This window comes from Leptospira weilii (genome assembly GCF_006874765.1).
GTDB lineage: Bacteria > Spirochaetota > Leptospiria > Leptospirales > Leptospiraceae > Leptospira > Leptospira weilii.
The window spans coordinates 1,930,001-1,947,667 of the sequence record NZ_CP040840.1 but is presented as its reverse complement, the minus strand read 5'-3'; the positions used below and the strand labels follow the sequence as shown (position 1 = coordinate 1,947,667).

The window sequence follows — 17,667 nt, the reverse complement described above, 5'->3', positions numbered from 1 at the left end:
CATGACTTTTCTAAAAAAATTTTCAATCGCATCCGATCTATACGTAGGCGCGGAATCCCCTCCAATCGTCGTCGCAGAAATCGGGTTGAACCACAATAACGACGAAGAGATCGGTAAAAAAACGATCGCCGCAGCGAAGAAGGCCGGAGCCCAGGCCGTAAAATTCCAATCCTACGTTACGGAAGAGTTCGTAGACATCCGCAATCCGGACGCTAAAATCCTAGTGGATATATTCAAAAAATATGAATTATCCGAAACAATGCACAGAAAATTTCAAAAAACCGCAGTGGAAGAAGGTCTGATATTTTTTTCCACCCCTCTTTGTGTCAGTTCTTTGCATCTTCTTTTAAGTCTTAAAGTTCCCGCGATCAAGATTGCAAGCGGAGACGTTACCAACAAAACCCTTCTTTTAGAAGCCGCAAAATCGAAACTTCCGGTGATTCTCTCCTCGGGCGCCGCGGATTTTTTCGAAGTGAATCGGGCAATTTCATTCTTAGAAAAAGAAGGAACGGACAAACTCTGTCTTTTACACTGCGTTTCTCTTTATCCGACACCTCCGGAAAAAGCGAATCTTAAAGTAATAGAAACATTCAAAAACCTTTATCCGTTTCCGGTCGGTTTTTCGGATCATACCGTCGGAAGTGTCGCCGCTTCAATCGCCGTTTCCTTGGGGGCTTGTATGATCGAAAAACATTTCACTTTGGATCGGAACTTGGACGGACCGGATCACGGAATTTCCGCAAACCCGGAAGAACTAAAAACGATTTGTGAAAACGTTCTTACCGCTTGGAAGATGAGGGGAAACGGCGAAAAAAAACCTTGGCCGGAAGAAATAAGCGGAAGATTTTTCGGTAGAAGATCGTTGTACGCGGATTCCAAAGGTTCGCCGATCGCTCTCCGACCGGATCTAACTCAAAAAGCCGGAACGTATTTAGATTCCTGGGAAGTCGAAAAGGCAAACGGACTCGAATCGAAACCGGGCAAACCCTTTCATGTTTGATTCATTCCGTTTTTTGAATATTATAAATCCGATCGTCAAGATCGGATTCCTGTTTTTTATCATTTCCGCTTCCGGAGACGCCGCGGCGTATGGAAATCTAGGTTCCGAAACAGACTTTATCGATTTCGGCAGATGGACTACGGCACCCTTCAGTTATTCGGTATCTTCTTCCTTTTCATCCGAATATGGAGGGTTTAACCTATTCGATTCCGATTCGAACACGCACTGGTATTCCACCAATCGTTCCGGTTCGGAATGGATCATCGTCGATTTTGGATCCAAAAGACTCATCAACGGTCTGGAAATCACAGTTCCCCTTTTTAGAAAAGAAAGAGCGGCAAAAAAATACGAAGTTCAGGTGTTGATCCGAGACGACTGGAGAACCATATTCGTAAATCAGAATGTGGAACTGCATAATTTCCACAAACTTGAAAACTTGGACGCTTCGGTTTTGAGAATTTATTTCCCGGATACGACAGATCACGGCGTAGTGATTAGCGATCTTAAACTTTTCCTGAATCAAAAGCTATTAAACGGAATCGAACCCAGACTTCGCGGTTATACCTTTCCCGTTCCAAACGGATTGATTCCGAGTTTCGACTTTCAACTTCCGAACGCTCCCCGTGTCTATCGAAACGGAGTTCATAAGGGAATTGATATATACAAAAAAAAAGAACTAGACGGTCGAATCCGAAATCTAAACTTCCAAGACGAAGCGATCGCTCCGGCGGACGGAGTTGTGGTTCGCGCGGATCATTCGTATTTTCCCATGACTCTCTCCGACTACGAATATCACACGTCCCAATCCCAAAAAGGAACGGTTACTTACGTCGAAAAGGATTTCGGAGGAAGGCAGGTTTGGATCGATCACGGACATGGCGTAATGTCGAGTTTCAATCACCTTTCTTCAATTCGAAAAAATCTAAAAGTGGGCGCAAAAGTCAAACAAGGAGAATCGATCGGTACCGTAGGCAACTCGGGACTCATCGAAGAAGCAAAAGGTTTAACCGACAACACTCACCTTCATTTTGAAATTTGGGTGGACGGAGAATTCCTCGGGAACGGGCTTCCTCCGGCTCAGGTTCGTAAGCTATTGCAATTCTTTTTTAGACGCAACGGAGCGGACTAAGATCGTTTTACAGACCAGGGAATGAGAAAAACCGAATTTCAAAATTACCCCTTCAATCGTAAGTCTCTTCGTTTAAAATGGAAGATCCGAGACAACGCCTTTTACTAAAACGAGTTCGGTTTAAAGTGCGTTATGCGCTTACGATCGACCTCTCTTCGGGAAGTCGAATTCGAAATTGGCGCCAATCGTTCAAATCACCTTCGGCTTCCACAGAACCGCTTCGGATTAAATTCAGGATCCTCCATAGAAAGAAAGAGTCAGTTAGATCCTTTCCACCCCGATCGATCTGTCGAATCAAACACGTTCCTACGACTCGAAGCGCCGTTTGCCACTCCTTCGTTATCGAAAGTAAAATATCGGAATCATAGTGATCGACGGGTAAAAAAACGATCTTTCCTTCTTTGAATTCACGCAACATTTCTTTTCGATCTCGGATCTCCACATACTCGTCCGAATAACGATTGCGTTCCTGAAAATCCAAATCGCGGCTTAAATTCGATTTCTTATATTCGGTAAGAATTTTCGTACGATTTGAATCCTCCCAATCGTACCAATTCTTCACGTTGACGACCTTCACCGAACCTTCGTAATCGCGCAAGAACCAACATACCATGCGCAGAAAGATTTGATCGTTCGTAAACTCATCGTACCAAACGATTACCGATTCCGTTTTTTTGGATCGGATCTTTTTTTCGAAAGCGTTTATTGCATCGGAAATCCATTTCCATTCTTTCCAAAGCGCGCGATCGTTTGAAAACGTTTCAGCCAAATAGAAAAGACGTTCCGGAAAACTCGACAACGGCCCGAAATACAAATCGTAGTCGTCTATCGAAACAATCGTAAATTCCGGAAACAGGTCCTTTAACTTTTTCGCATTATAGGCATTGGACAAAATATGAAGCGTGGACATTCGAAACCAGTATTCTTTCCATCTAACGAAGGGTAAATTCGATTTCGATTGATCGCAATAGATTCCCACAAATCTTCCGTAAACAACGAACATTCGATAGCGCATAATGTGTATTGAGTGAAAATAGCGCGCATCCCCACTACACAAAAGTTCAGTACACAAAAGACCCCTCCAAAACACATTCAAAATGACGAATAGACCCTTCCCAGGGCGCTTAACATTTGTGTGTCGAAAGAAAACTTTCTAAAAAAATCGGAAAAGAGATTGTACTTTCTTTCCGATATTTGATTATGTCCCGTATCGTAAATTCGGTGGAGATCCGTTATGCCTGAGCAAGTGCAGAAAATCTTAAACAACATCCGGGAATTTTTTACGACCCTGGATACGACTAAAAAACTTATACTCGGAGGGGTGGCGTTAACCGTTCTGGTTGCGATTGGAATTCTTTCCACAATCTCCCTTCAAAAAAACCGAGTAGTTCTGTTTAAAGACTTAACGAGCAAAGACTTTGCCGAAGTAACCAAAAAACTGGACTCTCTCGGCTATCAATACGGAAGTTCGGATACGAGCGTGATTACGGTCGATCCGGAGCAAAGACAAGAAATCGTAACGAAACTTGCTCAAGAGAACTTAATTCCCGCCGGAGTTCAGGGTTGGGAACTTTTCAATGTGGATAAATTCACCGAAACCCAGTTCGATAAGGATATCAAAAAATACAGAGCCCTCAAAGGCGCCATAGAACAATCCTTGATGACGTTACGCTCCGTGGACAAGGCATATGTAAACATAGCCTTCCCAGAAGACGAACTCTTCAGCTCGAATTCATCTCCCGTCAAAGCGTCCGTAATCCTCCACTATATTCCGGGAGTCGAATCCCTTTCCAGAAAAGAAGTCAAAGGAATTGTAAACTTGGTTTCGAGAGCCGTTCCGAAATTAAAACCCGAAAACGTCAGCGTCGCGGACGCGGACGGAAAGATCATCAGCGACTTCGAAGAGGACTTGGAAAAAGAAAGGCTGGAGCTCCGAATCGTTCAGGAAAAATTAAGAATCGGCGAAGAGCAAAGAATCCAACGTTTGATCGATATGAGAAACACACTCCGCTGGCTACTCGGAGGGGAAGACAGAGTTGATATTACACGTTTTGAATATAACTTAAACTGGGATAAGGAATCCTATAAAGACAATTCCGTATCTCCCGTTGTCGCGATTCCAGACAACCCGAACACTCCTTACTCCGAATTGAAACTTGTGGACGGCTATTCTCTCAAAGTTTCCTCCAAAGAAACCAAAGAAGATTTCAAAGGAAGAGGATTTACTCCGGACGGTCCCGCGGGAACCGAGCCGAACATTCCTCCTGGATACAAGGACACCGATTATCAAAAATCGGAATACAGCAAATCCGAAAACATCAACAACTACGAATTTAACAGAAGAGTTTCCGAAGTTCAAAAACAACCTTGGAAAGTGGAAAAAGTGAATCTCTCCGTTGTGATCGACGGAATGTGGGAAAAAAAAGAGAAAGAGGACGGAACCGGTTACGATCGAAAATACGTTCCAGTTTCCGAAGACGAACTCAGACAAATTCGTAAAAACCTTGAGTCCGCCGTCGGAATCGATAAGGCAAGAGGCGATCAGATTTCGGTCATCACGATTCCAAAAGACAGATCCTCTCAGTTCGCGGCAGAAGACGAAGAACTCCGCAAACAAAAAGCGATCCGCCAGATGATCATCGCGTCTTTGATTATCATCCTTCTCTTGATCGTAAGCATCCTGGTCTACAGAGCGGTCAAAAAAGAAATCGCAAGAAGAAGAAGACTCAGAGAGGAAGAACTCGCAGCCCAACAACAAATGATGAGAGAAGCGGCGCTTCGAGTGATGGACGAAGGCGGAGCGGAAGTGGAACTTTCTCTGGACGAAAAATACAGAAGAGAACTTCTAGAAAACGCGATCAACCTCGCAAGAGAAAAACCGGAAGAAGTCGCACAACTTCTCCGCACATGGCTCTCTGAAGAGGAAGCGGGCTGATGAATCCGCTGTCCTCCAGACAAAACAGAGCGGGAAGCCTTCTTCGGATTCTGGGAGAGCACCTCCCTCCGGAAGTCTACCGTCATCTGGGTCCGGAGGAGACGGGAAAACTCCTCGAAACATTTCACAAAACCGGAAAACCGGATTCCAAAGAAGAGAGAGAAATTCTCTCTTCTTTTTTAAATTCCCTCTCCAGAATTCGAAAAGAAGAAAGTATCGACCCCGAAAGTTTAAATCTCATTCGGGAACTGGAAGCTCTTCTCAAAGAAGAAAAAGAGGAAAGGGATCTTCTCCAAGAACTAAAGACAAAAAGCGCGGAAGAGATTTCAAGGATCGTATCCGGAGAAAAACCGAGTATGATCGCTCTGATTTTATGTTTCGGAAATCCGGATGCGGCGGCGGCCGTGTTAAACGACTTTCCCGAAAAGATGAAAGAAGAGATTCTCATACGGATCCATGATCTGGATCTTTCCAGCGAATATGAAAAGAATCGTTTGGAAAGATTTCTGAAGTTTAAACTCGAAGCATTGGCTCTTGAGGAAAAAAGTCTCCCGATCCACAATCCTATGGGAAAAAAGGCCGCCGATCTTTTGGGAAGATTACGTCCCGGAGATTCTCAAAAAATCTTCGATCGAATCCGCGAGAAACGTCCCGGTTTTGCCGAAAATATAATGGAACACTTCTTTCGGATGGAAGATCTGTTATACTTGGAAAGAGGACCGCTAAATCGGTTCTTTTCTTCCTTTCATCCGATCGTCCTCGCGTGTGCGCTCAAAGGCACGGAAACGGAGGTTCAGAGGCGAATTCTCGAAAAATTAGAACCCGCTCTCTCCTCTTCCATCCGATTGGAATCCGACTCCATGGGTCCGATCAGCCTCGCCGAAATGGAGACCGCTCAGAACGGAATCTTAGAAAGACTCCGGGACGAAATCGAGGAAGGAAGTATCAAATTTTGGAGAACGACTTAACTCATGGCCAAACTCGTCTTTAAACCCATACAAATCGCGGATATCAAAGATCAGGTAGAATTAGCAATTCCCGATAAATACAAAAAGTTCCACAGAGACGAAGACGCAGAAGAGTTCGAAGTAGATCAAGAAGGGAACATTATCGAACAGTATCAGGGACCTTCCATCGAAGAGATCGAAGCGGAACTGAGCCGTTACCGAGAAGAAAACGAGGAACAGGTTCGCAAACTCCTCGAAGACGCAAGAAGAAAGTCGGAAGAAATCGAGGAAGAAGGACGCAAACGCGCCTTCCAAATGATCCAAGATTCCAAAGAAAAAGTAAAGCTCGAAGAAGACACAGGCAAGGCCAAAGCGGAACAGATTCTAGACAGAGCCAAAATGGAAGTCGAGAGGATGATCAAGGAAGCCGAGATGAAAGTCGCGGAGATAGAACACGAGGCTTATTTAAAAGGTTATGACGCTGGACGGGAAGTCGGTTTTAAAAAGGGCCAGGGAGAAGTTAGACGTCTTATCGACCGTTTGGGAACCATCGTAGGTAAGGCGATCGACATCCGAGAAGAAATCATCCAAGCTTCGGAAAAGCAGATGGTGGAGATGATCCTCATCATCGCGCGTAAGGTGATCAAAGACGAGATCATCGAAAGAAAGGAAATCGTTCTCAACAATATTAGAGAAGCGTTAAAGAGAATCAAGGACAGGGATCGCGTGGACATTCGAGTCAATTTCGCGGACTTAGAACTTACCACCGCACACAAAGACGAACTCATCAAACTCATGGAATCTCTTCGCAAGGTCAATATCTACGAAGACTCTCGTGTGGATCGGGGCGGTGTTATCATCGAAACCGACGTGGGCGCGATCGACGCGAGAATTTCCACTCAGCTCAAGGAAATCGAAGAAGCGATCCGAAACGCGGAACCGATTTGAAATGTAGGAACTCTTACGCTTCTTGTTTCAAAACGCAGTAGTTCCCACAAATCAATATCGCAAACAGAGATTGCGTGTGAGTTCCCACAAAAACGAAAAATCTCGGAGTTGATTCAGGTATGTGCTTTTGTATGAGTTCCTACAAATTCAGGTCTTTGGACAAATGATGGATAAATGTAGGAACTCATACAAAACATCCGATCAAACGAGAGATTCTTCTTTCCGGTCTAAAAGCGACATAATTCTTTTATTTTCGCATAGATACTTGACTTTCCTACAAACTCAGGATACCAAGAGATAATTCCGAGTTTTTCTATGATTGAAAAGAAATTTCACGAAAAAATAGACGTGATGTCGAAATACTTCCTGATCATGGATCGCACCGAAACGATCCGAAAATCCGGAAAGGTAATTCGAGTTTCCGGAAATGTTATTTATTCGGAAGGACCTCCCGATTCTAAAATCGGAGAACTCATGGACGTTCAGAAAAGCGGGAAAGAAGGTTATCTACAGTGTGAGATTGTAGGCTTTGAAGGTCACGTTTATACCCTGATGCCTCTCGGTCCCATCGAAGGAATTTATCCGGAAGCATTCGTTTTTTCGTCCGGAAGAAAACTCGCAATCCCCGTCGGTAAAGAACTTCTTGGAAGAGTTTTAAACGGGGTCGGAAGACCGATCGATAAAAAAGGTCATATCATCACAAAAGAAGAACGCGGACCCGATAACGACGTTCCAAATCCTCTGGATCGCCCCATCATTCGGGATGTTCTCATGACCGGGGTTCGGGCAATCGACGGGATCCTTACCATAGGAAGGGGGCAACGTGTCGGGATCTTTTCCGGTTCCGGCGTCGGTAAATCCAGTCTCCTCGGTATGATCGCGCGTTATACGAACGCGGACATAAACGTCATCGCTCTCGTAGGAGAAAGGGGCCGAGAAGTAAACGAATTTATAGAGATCGACCTCGGAAAAGAAGGTCTTCAAAAATCCGTTGTTCTCGCCGCCACCTCGGACGCTCCCAAAATGGAACAGGTTAACTGCGCTTTGCTAGCCACTTCCATCGCGGAATACTTTCGAGACCAAGGAAAACATGTAAACTTAATGATGGATTCCTTAACTAGATTTGCTCAAGCCAACCGTGAAATCTCCGCTTCCAACCACGAACCTCCGATCACGAGAGGTTTCAGTTCATCCGTTTTTTCTAAATTAGCAAAACTTGTAGAACGTTCCGGAACCTCCAAGTCCGGCGGAACGATCACGGGATTTTATACTGTTCTCACCGAAGCGGACGAAATGGAGGATCCGATCGCGGATGCCGTTCGAGGTTATATAGACGGACATATCATCCTAAACAGAAAACTCGCGGAAAAAAACCATTATCCCGCGGTGGATATTCCCGCTTCCCTTTCGAGAGTGATGGCAAGAATCGCTCCGGAAAATCAGAATCTAAGAGCGGGGATGATCCGGGAACTCATCAGTGTTTATAATTCCGCGGAAGAATTGATCCGTTTGAACGCATACGTATCCGGTTCCGACCCTAAAGTCGACCTTGCGATTCGTAAAAAAGATAAGATTGATCGTTATCTGAAACAGAAAATTCAGGAACGAAGCACCTATTCTCAGGCGGTGCAAGGATTGAAAGAGATACTCGAAGACGAGCAGGAACAAGAGGAGTTCTAATTCTTGAAACGATTTCAATTCAATCTGGAACCCGTTTTAAATCTTCGTAAAAAAAAAGAAGACGAGAAACTTAAAAGCTTCTCCCTCGTCGCGGGAGAAATCAATCAGATCCGCAATTCCATTCGAGAGAACGAAAGACAGATAGAGTTTCTAACCGGAGGTTCTCTCCGCGGAGCTTCTTTAAGAGATTACCAACTTCATCAGGGTTATATCCGTTCTCTCATCACCCAAAACGAAAACTTGGAATCCGATATAGAAGATAAAAAACCGGAACTCGACGCAAAAAGAGCCGAGTTGATTCTCGCTCAAAAAGATCGTAAGATTTTGGAAATCCTCAAAGAGAACCAATACAAGGCTTACAAAAAGTCATACTTCAAAAGAGAAAAGTTCGAACTCGAAGAACATTACAATCAGCTTAAATCCATCCAATGGAGAAAAAATTATGAATCCTCTGAACCTGAACCGGCTCCGAGAATCTTTACGTACGATACGGGCTCAAGAACCGAATCCGACGACCCAGGAGCTTCAGAAATCAAAAAACTCTACGACAGATACAAAAAGTGAATCCCTGTTTCAGAAAATCCTAAACGTCACTGCCGAAAATTCCCCGCAAACTACGGATTCTATTCTCAGTCTTCAAAAGAAAATCTCCGATTTTCAAAAGAAAGCGGAACTATTGGAAAATAAGATCAACGGAAACCGAATCGATCTAAAGGTTTAGCATGGCATCTTTAAGCGACAAGGCAAGAGCTACGTATCTCGTTCTTCTCATCCTATTCTTGTTGGGAATCGGCTTTTTTGTTTTTGACTATTTCCAAATCATCAACGCTGCGGAACTTCTTCCCTTTCTTCGCAAAGAACCCGCTCTCGTTAACCAAGACAACGAATCTCCGACGGAACTCCAAAAATTGGAATTCGCCAAAGCTCAGGAAAGATTTGCGGAAGAATTAGACGAGTTGGAAAATAGAAAGGCGGAACTTCTGGCCGAAAAAGCAAAGCTCGAAGCGGAAATGGAAAAACTTGAGGAAATGCGTCAGGGCCTCATCACGAAAGAAAAAGAGATGAAATCGGCCGACTCGGAAAAAAATAGTCGTCAAAAACTCGTAAAGGTTCTCGCGGACAAAGTAGGAAATATGCCCCCCGAATCGGCGGTCGGTATGCTCGCAAACTGGCCTGATGGAGATATCATCGACGTTTTTATTCAGATGGACAAAGACGCGGAAGACGACGGAAGACCGACGATTACTACTTATCTCCTAACTCTCTTTCCCGCGGATAGACGCGCAATGATTACAAATAAATGGCTCAGTAGGTCGAGCGGAATCAAAACCCCCGGCATCCCCGATGACGCTGTAGAGGCCAATCCATAATTTCGGAGAAATCATGAATTTCACAATCAGATTACTTTTTATCGTCTTCGTTTTTTTACTGTTATTCGAATCCCCCGTCATAGCAAAAAAGAACACTACCAAAAAAATCAGCGGTTATGAGCTTGTTTCCAATCCTTCCGCCGCTTTCGGAAAAACAATTCAAATTTCCGGAACGGTTTCGGAGATTTTATATAAAGGAAATTCGATTCGTTTTTTGGTCTACTTTTCCGGCAAGCCGGTCGCTTTGGATTCGGATTCAACTTCCTTAATCTCCAGTGTTCAAGTAGGAAGTTACGTTTCCGTTTGCGGTTTCTATCTCAAAGATCGGGAATTGAAATCAAACGGAGCTCTTATCTCGATGCCTTTTATTTTGGTCGATTCTCCAGATTGCAGATAAACGTTAGTTGGATTTATGTGCGGCATTACTCATCTCTACATAATAGAGTCATAACGTTACCCGCAAATTGAAAAGGTTTTTAGAATCAGAAAGATCAAAAACTGATATTTTTCAAGTGTTCCAACAAGAATAAGACCTTTACTTGCAAAAATTATAATTTTCTGATAGAGAAAAATTTCCAGAACCTTTCCACCTATTTCGCGACCCTTAGAGAGCGAAATGGAGTTTATTCTCCCCCACCCAAAAATAAAGGAAACTCAGGCACAACGCTTCCTAAACTCAGTAAACACCTTCCTATGGGTCGGTGTTTAGGGCGCGTTGTGGGAACTAAGTTTCACAGAGGATTTGTTGGAATTCCGACAAATTGATCTTGAGATCCCATTACTTGTGGGTAAGGTTATGGCCCAGAAGGGCGCCATCTTGTCTTATTTCTTTTTCCGGATCGTCCATCCGGTCCAAGCGCAAATCAAAGAGATAAAAGGACTGCTTAGATTCAAAACCGCATAAGGAAGAAATACGACTACCGGAACTCCGAGTGCAGCCGCCATAAAAGAACCGCAGGTGTTCCAAGGCACCAAGGCGGAGGTCATCGTACCGGAATCTTCCAATGCTCTCGAAAGATTTTTAGAGTCAAGACCTCGTTCCTCGTAAGACTTCTTAAACATTTTACCTGGAACCAAAATCGAAAGATATTGGTCGGAAGAGAGTAAATTCGCGGAGATACTCGTAAGTATCGTTCCAATCAAAAGAGATCGATCTGTATTCGCATATTTTAATATTCCTTTAGTGATTTCCTGAATCAACCCGGCTCCTTCCATAGCGCCCGCAAAAAACATCGCAGAAAAAATCAACCAAACCGTCGGAAGCATGGAAGCCATTCCTCCTTTCGTAAGTAACGCATCCGTAAGGGAATTTCCGGTATTCGCCATGTTCCCTTTGGAAGCCGCGTTTAAAACCTGTCTGTAAACTTCCGGGAAATCCAAATCCGAATGCTGCAGAAAAATTCCGGACAAAACTCCCGATAGAATTCCTGCGAGAATGGAAGGAATAGCTGGAACTTTAAAATAAATTAATACGAATGTCAAAACAGGGGGAAACAACAAAATTGGATGGATTCGAAACGATCTTTCAAGTAGATGAATTACCTCGCTTACCTTCTGATCTCCGCCTTCCGATCCGGAATAATCAAAGCCCATCCAAGTGAAAAATAAGATCGCAATACAAAAAGCCGGTAAAGTAGTATATAACATATGCTGAATATGCGTAAAAAGCGGTGTTCCAGCTATCGAAGACGCAAGGTTGGTAGTCTCCGAAAACGGAGAAAGTTTATCGCCGAAGTAAGCGCCGGATACGACCGCACCCGCCGCAATTCCGGGGGAAACATCTAACGTGGTACCAATTCCCATGAGAGCGACTCCCACAGTTCCAACGGTGGACCAGGAGCTTCCAGTAATCAAGGAAACGACGGAAGATAAAAGACAGGCGGTTATTAAAAAAAAGGAAGGTTTGAGAAGTTTCAATCCCCATACGATCATGGACGGAACGATTCCAGACCAGACCCAGACTCCTATCAAGGAACCGATCAATAAAAGAATGAGTACTGGTTTTAAAACGTTCTTCAAAGATTCTAGAATTCGTTCTTCCAAAAATTCCCATTTCACTCCAAGACGAATTCCAAGCAAACTGGCGACCGTTCCCGAAAGGATCAAAAGCATCTGCGCAGGTCCGTCCACGGTCCCGTTACCAAATACAACTCCCGCGTAACCGAGTCCCATCACGAGAACAATTACCGGAATGAAAGACTCAAATAACCCGGGCTCCGACTCCGTCGTTTTCACCAAAAATCCTTTGGAACGGAGGCTACGATCTTCATCTTCCGATTTGTGATCGGATGATTGAAACGAATCGCGTATGCGTGTAATGCCTGTCTTTCCATTCCCAATCTTTCCGTAAGATCCGGTTTTTTTCCCTCGATGAATTCGAGAAAAACTTCCTCGTCCCTACCGTAAAGTTTATCTCCCAAAACAGGAAAGCCCAAACCGTAAAGTACGGCCCGAATCTGATGCATACGTCCCGTAATCGGTTTGCATAAAACGAAAGAGTAGGTTTCCGACTCTCGCTTCGGATGGATCGATCGAACTTTCGATCCCTCGGTTTTTTCGTTTTGAGTTTGTAAACTTTCAAAATTCAATTTCTTCTTCCGAGATCGAACTTTCAATTCTCCAACATCCGATTCGATTTCTTGAAACTTCGTCTTAATAAAATCAGATTCAATTTTTTGAAAGATTGTAAGGCAAAACTCTTCCCCGGATGAGGAGAGACTTTCCAAGAGGTATTTTTTATTTCTTTTTAAAAAATTAGATTTTAAAATGACAAATTTTCTTTTTTTCCGTATTCTAGAGGAAAAATCGGATTTTAAAACGCCGTACGCGATTTTCCTTCTCGGAAAATCACCATATACTTTCGTAATATAGTATTTTCGAATTTTTCCAGAACTAAAAAATCCGGATAAAAGAGAAGCTGTCTTGGAATCCTTCGCAAACAAAACCACACCCGAAGTTTCCCTATCCAACCTATGAACCGTAAATAAATTTTCGAACTTTCCGGACTCCTTAAGAAGTGTAAGCAAGTTTCCTTTTCGATATTTTCCAGCGGGATGAACCGGCAGATCTCCCGGTTTATTCACCGCCACAAAAAACTCGTCTTCATAAAGTACCTCGTAATCCGTCCGAATGGGCGGCTCTTTTCTTCCAACCGGTTGATAAACGACGGTATTTCCTTCTCTGAGAAGAATTCCTGATTTTACTTTTTTACCGGAAACCGAAATTCGCCCTTCGTTGATTTCCTTTTGCCAAACGGTTCTCGAATGATATGTGAACTTTTTGGAAAGGAAATGATCGAGCCTGATTCCCGCTTCCTCTTTGGAAATAAAGATTTGAAATTGCTCCCATAAAGTTTCCGGTTCCTTAGATGAAACAGGACGATTGATCAAAACGACACTCAGCTTTGGTTTTCCTTGGAATTATCTTTAGAATCGATATAGGCTTGAATCATATTTTCTTCCCTTTCGTTCAAGTTAAAAAATTCACAACCGATTCGGAACATTTTATCCGTGTTGGTGATATTTCGGATCACGGCGCGAAACGTTCCCTTACTTTCGGGGGAAAAACTGATATCAAACAGGATCGTTTCCCCCACTGCGAAACTCCTGGAAAAGAAAATGGATTGATGATGAAAAAAACCGACCCCTTGCATGGAGATATTATCCACATTACATTTTTCCTTGGATTCCTGGAAAAAACCGGAAGCGATGATTTCTTTGGAAATCGCGTTTGCCGTAATATTAGCGGAATTGAAATCGTTTGCGTTCAGTTCTTTTTCGGAAAGAATCTGAACGTAACCGAGAGGAGTATATCCTTTGTAACGAATCATAATAGAAATTTCGGAAATGATTCCGGATTCTAAAGTGTTGACGGCGATCAGTTTTTGATATTCCGAAAACGGAAGAAATTGGAATCCGCCGCTCCCATCCGATTTAGCATAACGATCTAAAATATAAATCGGTTGATCAAAATTATACATTAGTCTCAGCCTGTTATCCATTTTATCCGAAAAAAAGATATTGGAAAGAGGATACGTTTCTTTTAAGAGTTTCGCGTGTTTTTTGACGATCTCGTCTATCTTTTTATCCGCAAATCCGATCGCCTTTCTGACTTTGTATTGATTGATGATATTCGTAAGTGTGATTTGAAATCCAGAAGAAGCATCTACGTGAATCCTTTTTTCGGTTCTCTGTGCAATCGTGACTTGGATCGCACTCGTAAACAGAAGCTCGACTCCGTTCGCCGGATTGTGAAGCTCGACCGTGCAAAAGGCCGCAAACCTATGATTATTATGGATCAGAAACAATTTACGATTTTGTTCCGTCGGAGTTCCGGGAGGAAGTGTTACGACAATTCGAAATGAATCTTTCAAACCCACTACCCTTACCGGAAGAGGGCGATTATTGGAGAGAATAACCACCGGAAGCCGAGTAAAAAGAGATTGTAGAATTTTGTGAATCCCTTCCGGGTCATTGATGAGCTTATCCATACTTTGGGCGAGATCCATGATTTTCAATCCGAACACGATCCGGAATCATAACCCGGCATCGTGATTTGCGGTTCGAATATTAAACCGGAAATTCCAAGTTAGTAAAACGATTTTCTTATTCAGACATGGAATTTTCTTCGTCCATTTTTTTTCGAAAGAGAAGTTCCATTCCGATTTCTTTCAACGTTTCGACTCCGGTAACGTTCATCGATTGCAAAAGATTTTCCGTATATTGGGAGATCAAAAACCGAATCCCCGCAACTCCTCCTCCGATCGCAAAAATTGCCATCGGTCTTCCCACAAGAACAGCATCCGCACCGAGCGCGATCATCTTAAAAACATCCATTCCACTCCGCACTCCTCCATCAACTGTAATCTGAACTTTATCGCCTATCACCTTTCGAATTCCGGGAAGAACTCTGGCGGTTCCAGGCATGTCGTCCAAAACCCTTCCGCCGTGATTGGATACGACGATACAATCCGCACCCGCATCGATCGCAAATTGTGCGTCCTGTGGAGTCATAATACCTTTGACAATAAAAGGTAATTTTGTAAAAGAACGAATCTTTCCGAGTCTGGAGACATTCCGAGTGACCGAAGAAATATTTTTCGACGTCATGGTCTTAAAGTTGACCGCGTCCACATCCATACCGATCGCAAAGAGACCGGAATTTTCCGATTCTCTAAATCTTTCTTCCAAAAGCCCTTCGTCTTCTCTAGGTTTACAAATCAGAATCGCATCCGCTTTCGTTTTACGGACAGCTTCGAGCATGATTAAATACTTTTCCGGACTTGCGCCGTCGCCTAACCACGCTAAGGTACCCGACGTCCGACATCCTTCCAGCAACGTGGCCGCAAAGGTGAATTCGTCCATGGCCCCGTTCATATTCGTAACGGCTCCAGTCATTGGCGCGGCCATCACCGGAGTTTTAATTGTCTTTCCTAGGAAACTAGTTTCAACGACAGCTTGAATATGTTCCCGGATATATTTAGGAAGAATCGAATACTCTCGCAGCGCATTGATATTATCTTGGAACGTAAGCATTTTTCCCAAGCCGCCCATACCCGGAACTCCGGAAGCGCAATCGGTTCCATCGCAGACCTTACAAACCCAACAAACCTCTTTTCCAAAACGCAGTCTCGCATTCTGCTGGATTTCTTTTTCGGACACGGAATAGAGCTCGTCGCAGGTAAATCGGATCGTATTCTTTACCTTTTCAAAAACGGATTCGGCTTGCTCCAAAGTATCGGCACTGATGATAACGTGCCCCGTTTTTTCGATGTTATTCGTAGGTTCATGAATGATATCTCCGATCTTATTCATGAGGAACAGATCATTGACTCCTTCGATCTTACGAGCCTCTTCGATTCCGTCGATCGCAAGAAGTTTTCCTCTCGGAGCCAAAAGACAACGTTCGATCGAAACTCTTTGCGCCGTGGGAGTAAGATTATCCGGCTCCTCCCCCAATGCGATCAGAATCGCTGCGCGGTTCAGATTGATTCCGGAAGAAAGAGGAAAAGTGAACGCGGACATAAAACCGCCGGACAATCTCGCGGCAATCTCTCCTACTTTGACTCCGTCGGGAGTAACTTTGATATCTCCCTTTCCGGCACCTAGAGTAATCCCGAGAACCTTCATACTTCGGAACATTACGTCTTCCACTTCTTTCAAAACGGATGAACTTAAAACGGAAGGCATATTGTGTCCCATCTCGATAAAGAAAGGTTCTCTTTCTATGATTCGATCCGCGATTCCGGTGATCACGAAATTCCCGTTCCAAGCGAGAGCATCCACGGAAACTTCAGGACCGGGCATGTACTCTTCGAGAATCATTTCTCCCGTGGGAGAATATTTTTTCGCGTGTTTGAATGCAGCCTGTAATTCTTCCCTATTTTCCACCTTGATGACACCGCGCGCGCCCATATTATCCGCCGGTTTCATCACAAGAGGAAATTTCAAAAATTCTAATGCTTCTCTCGTATCGGAAAAGCTCCAAACAGGCGCAAAACCGGGAAGAGGAATTCCCGCTTTTTTCAAACGCTCGCGCATCTTCACCTTATTGGAAGCGGCCTCCGCGTCCACGTAACGGATTCCGGGAAGATCAAGGGCATTTGCAACCGCAGCCACAGTCATACTCGCGTCGGTTCCCGCTGTGATCACTCCGTCTATCTTGATTGTCGTCGCGAGCTTTTTGGATTCCCGCACCATTCCCTCGATATCCTTAGTGCTCATCACCATGGGGATATCGCAGATTTTCATTCCGGGAGCGTCTGCGTTCATGTCGGCGACGACCGTTGTCAGCTTCATCATTCTCGCGGTTTGGATAATCGGAACTTGTAGAAGCCCCCCACCCACGATTAATATCGTCTTTCCTGCGATTTTATGACTCAGAGACAAAAAAGAAAATCCTTGTTTAACTTCAAAAAGCGACCGCTGGTTCCTCTTTGGCAACCCGCATCCTTACACTTCCCTTGCGAATGATTCCGCCTAACAGTAAATAATCGGAATCCAACGGATAAAACACTGCGGACTGCCCCGGAGTCACTCCACGAACTTCTTCCAGAGGATTTACAACAAGATCTTCGTTCATTTTCGTGATTCTACAACGAATCGGAGTATGTCTGTAACGAACCTGAACCCTACATTCAATCGATTCTCCCTCGCCGAGCGGTGCAAAACCTTGATAATTTGCATCGATCACTGAGAAAGATTCCGTGTAGGTTTCATTCTCTTCTCCTAATATTACGGAACCGTCGTCTTCGATCGCAATCACATACAGAGGATTTTTCCAAGCGATCCCGAGCCCTTTTCTTTGACCGATCGTGAAATTTTCCCGACCATTGTGTTTGCCGATGATACGACCGTCCCGGAGTTTGAAAAAACCAGGAGTGAATTCCACATTTTTCTTTTTCAAAAATTTTCTGTAATCGTTCTCCGGAATAAAACAGATTTCCTGAGACTCGGCTTTATTAGCAACCGAAAGCCCCATTCTCCTTGCAATCTCTCTGACTTCCGGTTTCGTCATCCCTCCGAGAGGGAAAGTTACATTTTTGAGATTCTCTTGAGAAAGCCCGTATAGATAATAAGCCTGATTTTTTCCGACATCGATCCCATTTGCGATCGCATAACGTTCTCCGTTACGCACAATCCTGGCGTAATGACCGGTGG

The 17,667-nt window shown here is 44.0% G+C and carries 15 protein-coding genes (1 of these 15 running past the window's edge); 9 read left to right on the top strand and 6 right to left on the bottom strand.

Annotation, left to right across the window (positions count from 1 at the left end; all coding sequences use genetic code 11):
* The first annotated feature begins 1 nt into the window (after position 1).
* Positions 2-1,000, top strand: a complete 999-nt coding sequence (locus FHG67_RS09170) for an N-acetylneuraminate synthase family protein (protein WP_020781505.1) — start codon at positions 2-4, stop codon at positions 998-1,000.
* Entirely contained in the window at positions 993-2,129 is a 1,137-nt protein-coding gene (locus tag FHG67_RS09165) for a peptidoglycan DD-metalloendopeptidase family protein (protein ID WP_142499746.1), read from the top strand. Before FHG67_RS09170 ends, FHG67_RS09165 begins: the two co-directional genes overlap by 8 nt.
* 130 nt (positions 2,130-2,259) lie before the next feature.
* On the opposite strand, the gene FHG67_RS09160 is transcribed toward FHG67_RS09165, so the two are convergent.
* On the bottom strand, positions 2,260-3,144 hold the full coding sequence (locus FHG67_RS09160; RefSeq protein WP_244947486.1) for a DUF3658 domain-containing protein: 885 nt from the start codon (positions 3,142-3,144) through the stop codon (positions 2,260-2,262).
* Between the two features lie 219 nt (positions 3,145-3,363).
* On the opposite strand from FHG67_RS09160, the gene fliF reads away from it, so the two are divergent.
* The 7 genes from fliF (at position 3,364) to FHG67_RS09120 (ending at position 10,406) form a co-directional block, all read left to right on the top strand.
* On the top strand, positions 3,364-5,064 hold the full coding sequence (gene fliF / locus FHG67_RS09150; protein ID WP_004499041.1) for a flagellar basal-body MS-ring/collar protein FliF: 1,701 nt from the start codon (positions 3,364-3,366) through the stop codon (positions 5,062-5,064).
* Positions 5,064-6,032 carry a FliG C-terminal domain-containing protein gene (locus tag FHG67_RS09145; protein WP_002626401.1) on the top strand — a complete coding sequence of 323 codons (969 nt, stop codon included), beginning with the start codon at positions 5,064-5,066 and terminating at the stop codon, positions 6,030-6,032. The genes fliF and FHG67_RS09145 overlap by 1 nt, the downstream gene beginning before the upstream one ends.
* Positions 6,033-6,035: 3 nt before the next feature.
* Complete coding sequence (gene fliH, locus FHG67_RS09140; RefSeq protein WP_002626492.1) at positions 6,036-6,959, top strand: flagellar assembly protein FliH; 924 nt, start codon at positions 6,036-6,038, stop codon at positions 6,957-6,959.
* 315 nt (positions 6,960-7,274) lie between these two features.
* Positions 7,275-8,639: a flagellar protein export ATPase FliI gene (gene fliI / locus FHG67_RS09135; protein WP_002626403.1), complete on the top strand. Its 1,365-nt coding sequence runs from the start codon at positions 7,275-7,277 to the stop codon at positions 8,637-8,639.
* Positions 8,640-8,642: 3 nt separating this feature from the next.
* Positions 8,643-9,203, top strand: a complete 561-nt coding sequence (fliJ, locus tag FHG67_RS09130) for a flagellar export protein FliJ (protein ID WP_004499052.1) — start codon at positions 8,643-8,645, stop codon at positions 9,201-9,203.
* Between the two features lie 158 nt (positions 9,204-9,361).
* On the top strand, positions 9,362-10,009 hold the full coding sequence (locus tag FHG67_RS09125; RefSeq protein WP_004496007.1) for a periplasmic-type flagellar collar protein FlbB: 648 nt from the start codon (positions 9,362-9,364) through the stop codon (positions 10,007-10,009).
* Between the two features lie 13 nt (positions 10,010-10,022).
* On the top strand, positions 10,023-10,406 hold the full coding sequence (locus FHG67_RS09120) for a hypothetical protein (protein WP_002626429.1): 384 nt from the start codon (positions 10,023-10,025) through the stop codon (positions 10,404-10,406).
* A gap of 425 nt (positions 10,407-10,831) precedes the next feature.
* Here the strand turns inward: FHG67_RS09120 and nhaC are convergent, their stop codons facing one another.
* The 5 genes from nhaC to mnmA form a co-directional block, all read right to left on the bottom strand.
* Positions 10,832-12,244, bottom strand: a complete 1,413-nt coding sequence (nhaC, locus tag FHG67_RS09115) for a Na+/H+ antiporter NhaC (RefSeq protein WP_004499039.1) — start codon at positions 12,242-12,244, stop codon at positions 10,832-10,834.
* Positions 12,241-13,398, bottom strand: coding sequence for a pseudouridine synthase (locus FHG67_RS09110; RefSeq protein ID WP_004504137.1), 1,158 nt, complete (start codon positions 13,396-13,398; stop codon positions 12,241-12,243). Before FHG67_RS09110 ends, nhaC begins: the two co-directional genes overlap by 4 nt.
* A gap of 8 nt (positions 13,399-13,406) precedes the next feature.
* Positions 13,407-14,498: a PilZ domain-containing protein gene (locus FHG67_RS09105; RefSeq protein ID WP_026054447.1), complete on the bottom strand. Its 1,092-nt coding sequence runs from the start codon at positions 14,496-14,498 to the stop codon at positions 13,407-13,409.
* A gap of 115 nt (positions 14,499-14,613) precedes the next feature.
* Positions 14,614-16,896, bottom strand: coding sequence for an alpha-hydroxy-acid oxidizing protein (locus tag FHG67_RS09100; protein ID WP_004499070.1), 2,283 nt, complete (start codon positions 16,894-16,896; stop codon positions 14,614-14,616).
* 22 nt (positions 16,897-16,918) lie between these two features.
* A protein-coding gene (gene mnmA, locus FHG67_RS09095; protein ID WP_002624435.1) for a tRNA 2-thiouridine(34) synthase MnmA crosses the window boundary here: on the bottom strand, positions 16,919-17,667 show its 3' portion. 379 nt of this gene lie beyond the right edge of the window; 749 of the gene's 1,128 nt are visible here — the last part of the coding sequence; the start codon falls outside the window, past its right edge; the stop codon is at positions 16,919-16,921.

Bases quoted from the DNA above. Each gene is read 5' to 3' on its own strand.
- FHG67_RS09170 (WP_020781505.1), top strand. From the start codon at position 2: ATGACTTTTCTAAAAAAATTTTCAATCGCATCCGATCTATACGTAGGC.
- FHG67_RS09160 (WP_244947486.1), bottom strand. From the start codon at position 3,144: ATGCGCTATCGAATGTTCGTTGTTTACGGAAGATTTGTGGGAATCTAT.
- fliI (WP_002626403.1), top strand. From the start codon at position 7,275: ATGATTGAAAAGAAATTTCACGAAAAAATAGACGTGATGTCGAAATAC.
- FHG67_RS09120 (WP_002626429.1), top strand. From the start codon at position 10,023: ATGAATTTCACAATCAGATTACTTTTTATCGTCTTCGTTTTTTTACTG.
- fliF (WP_004499041.1), top strand. From the start codon at position 3,364: ATGCCTGAGCAAGTGCAGAAAATCTTAAACAACATCCGGGAATTTTTT.
- fliH (WP_002626492.1), top strand. From the start codon at position 6,036: ATGGCCAAACTCGTCTTTAAACCCATACAAATCGCGGATATCAAAGAT.
- FHG67_RS09165 (WP_142499746.1), top strand. From the start codon at position 993: ATGTTTGATTCATTCCGTTTTTTGAATATTATAAATCCGATCGTCAAG.
- FHG67_RS09125 (WP_004496007.1), top strand. From the start codon at position 9,362: ATGGCATCTTTAAGCGACAAGGCAAGAGCTACGTATCTCGTTCTTCTC.
- FHG67_RS09145 (WP_002626401.1), top strand. From the start codon at position 5,064: ATGAATCCGCTGTCCTCCAGACAAAACAGAGCGGGAAGCCTTCTTCGG.
- FHG67_RS09105 (WP_026054447.1), bottom strand. From the start codon at position 14,498: ATGGATAAGCTCATCAATGACCCGGAAGGGATTCACAAAATTCTACAA.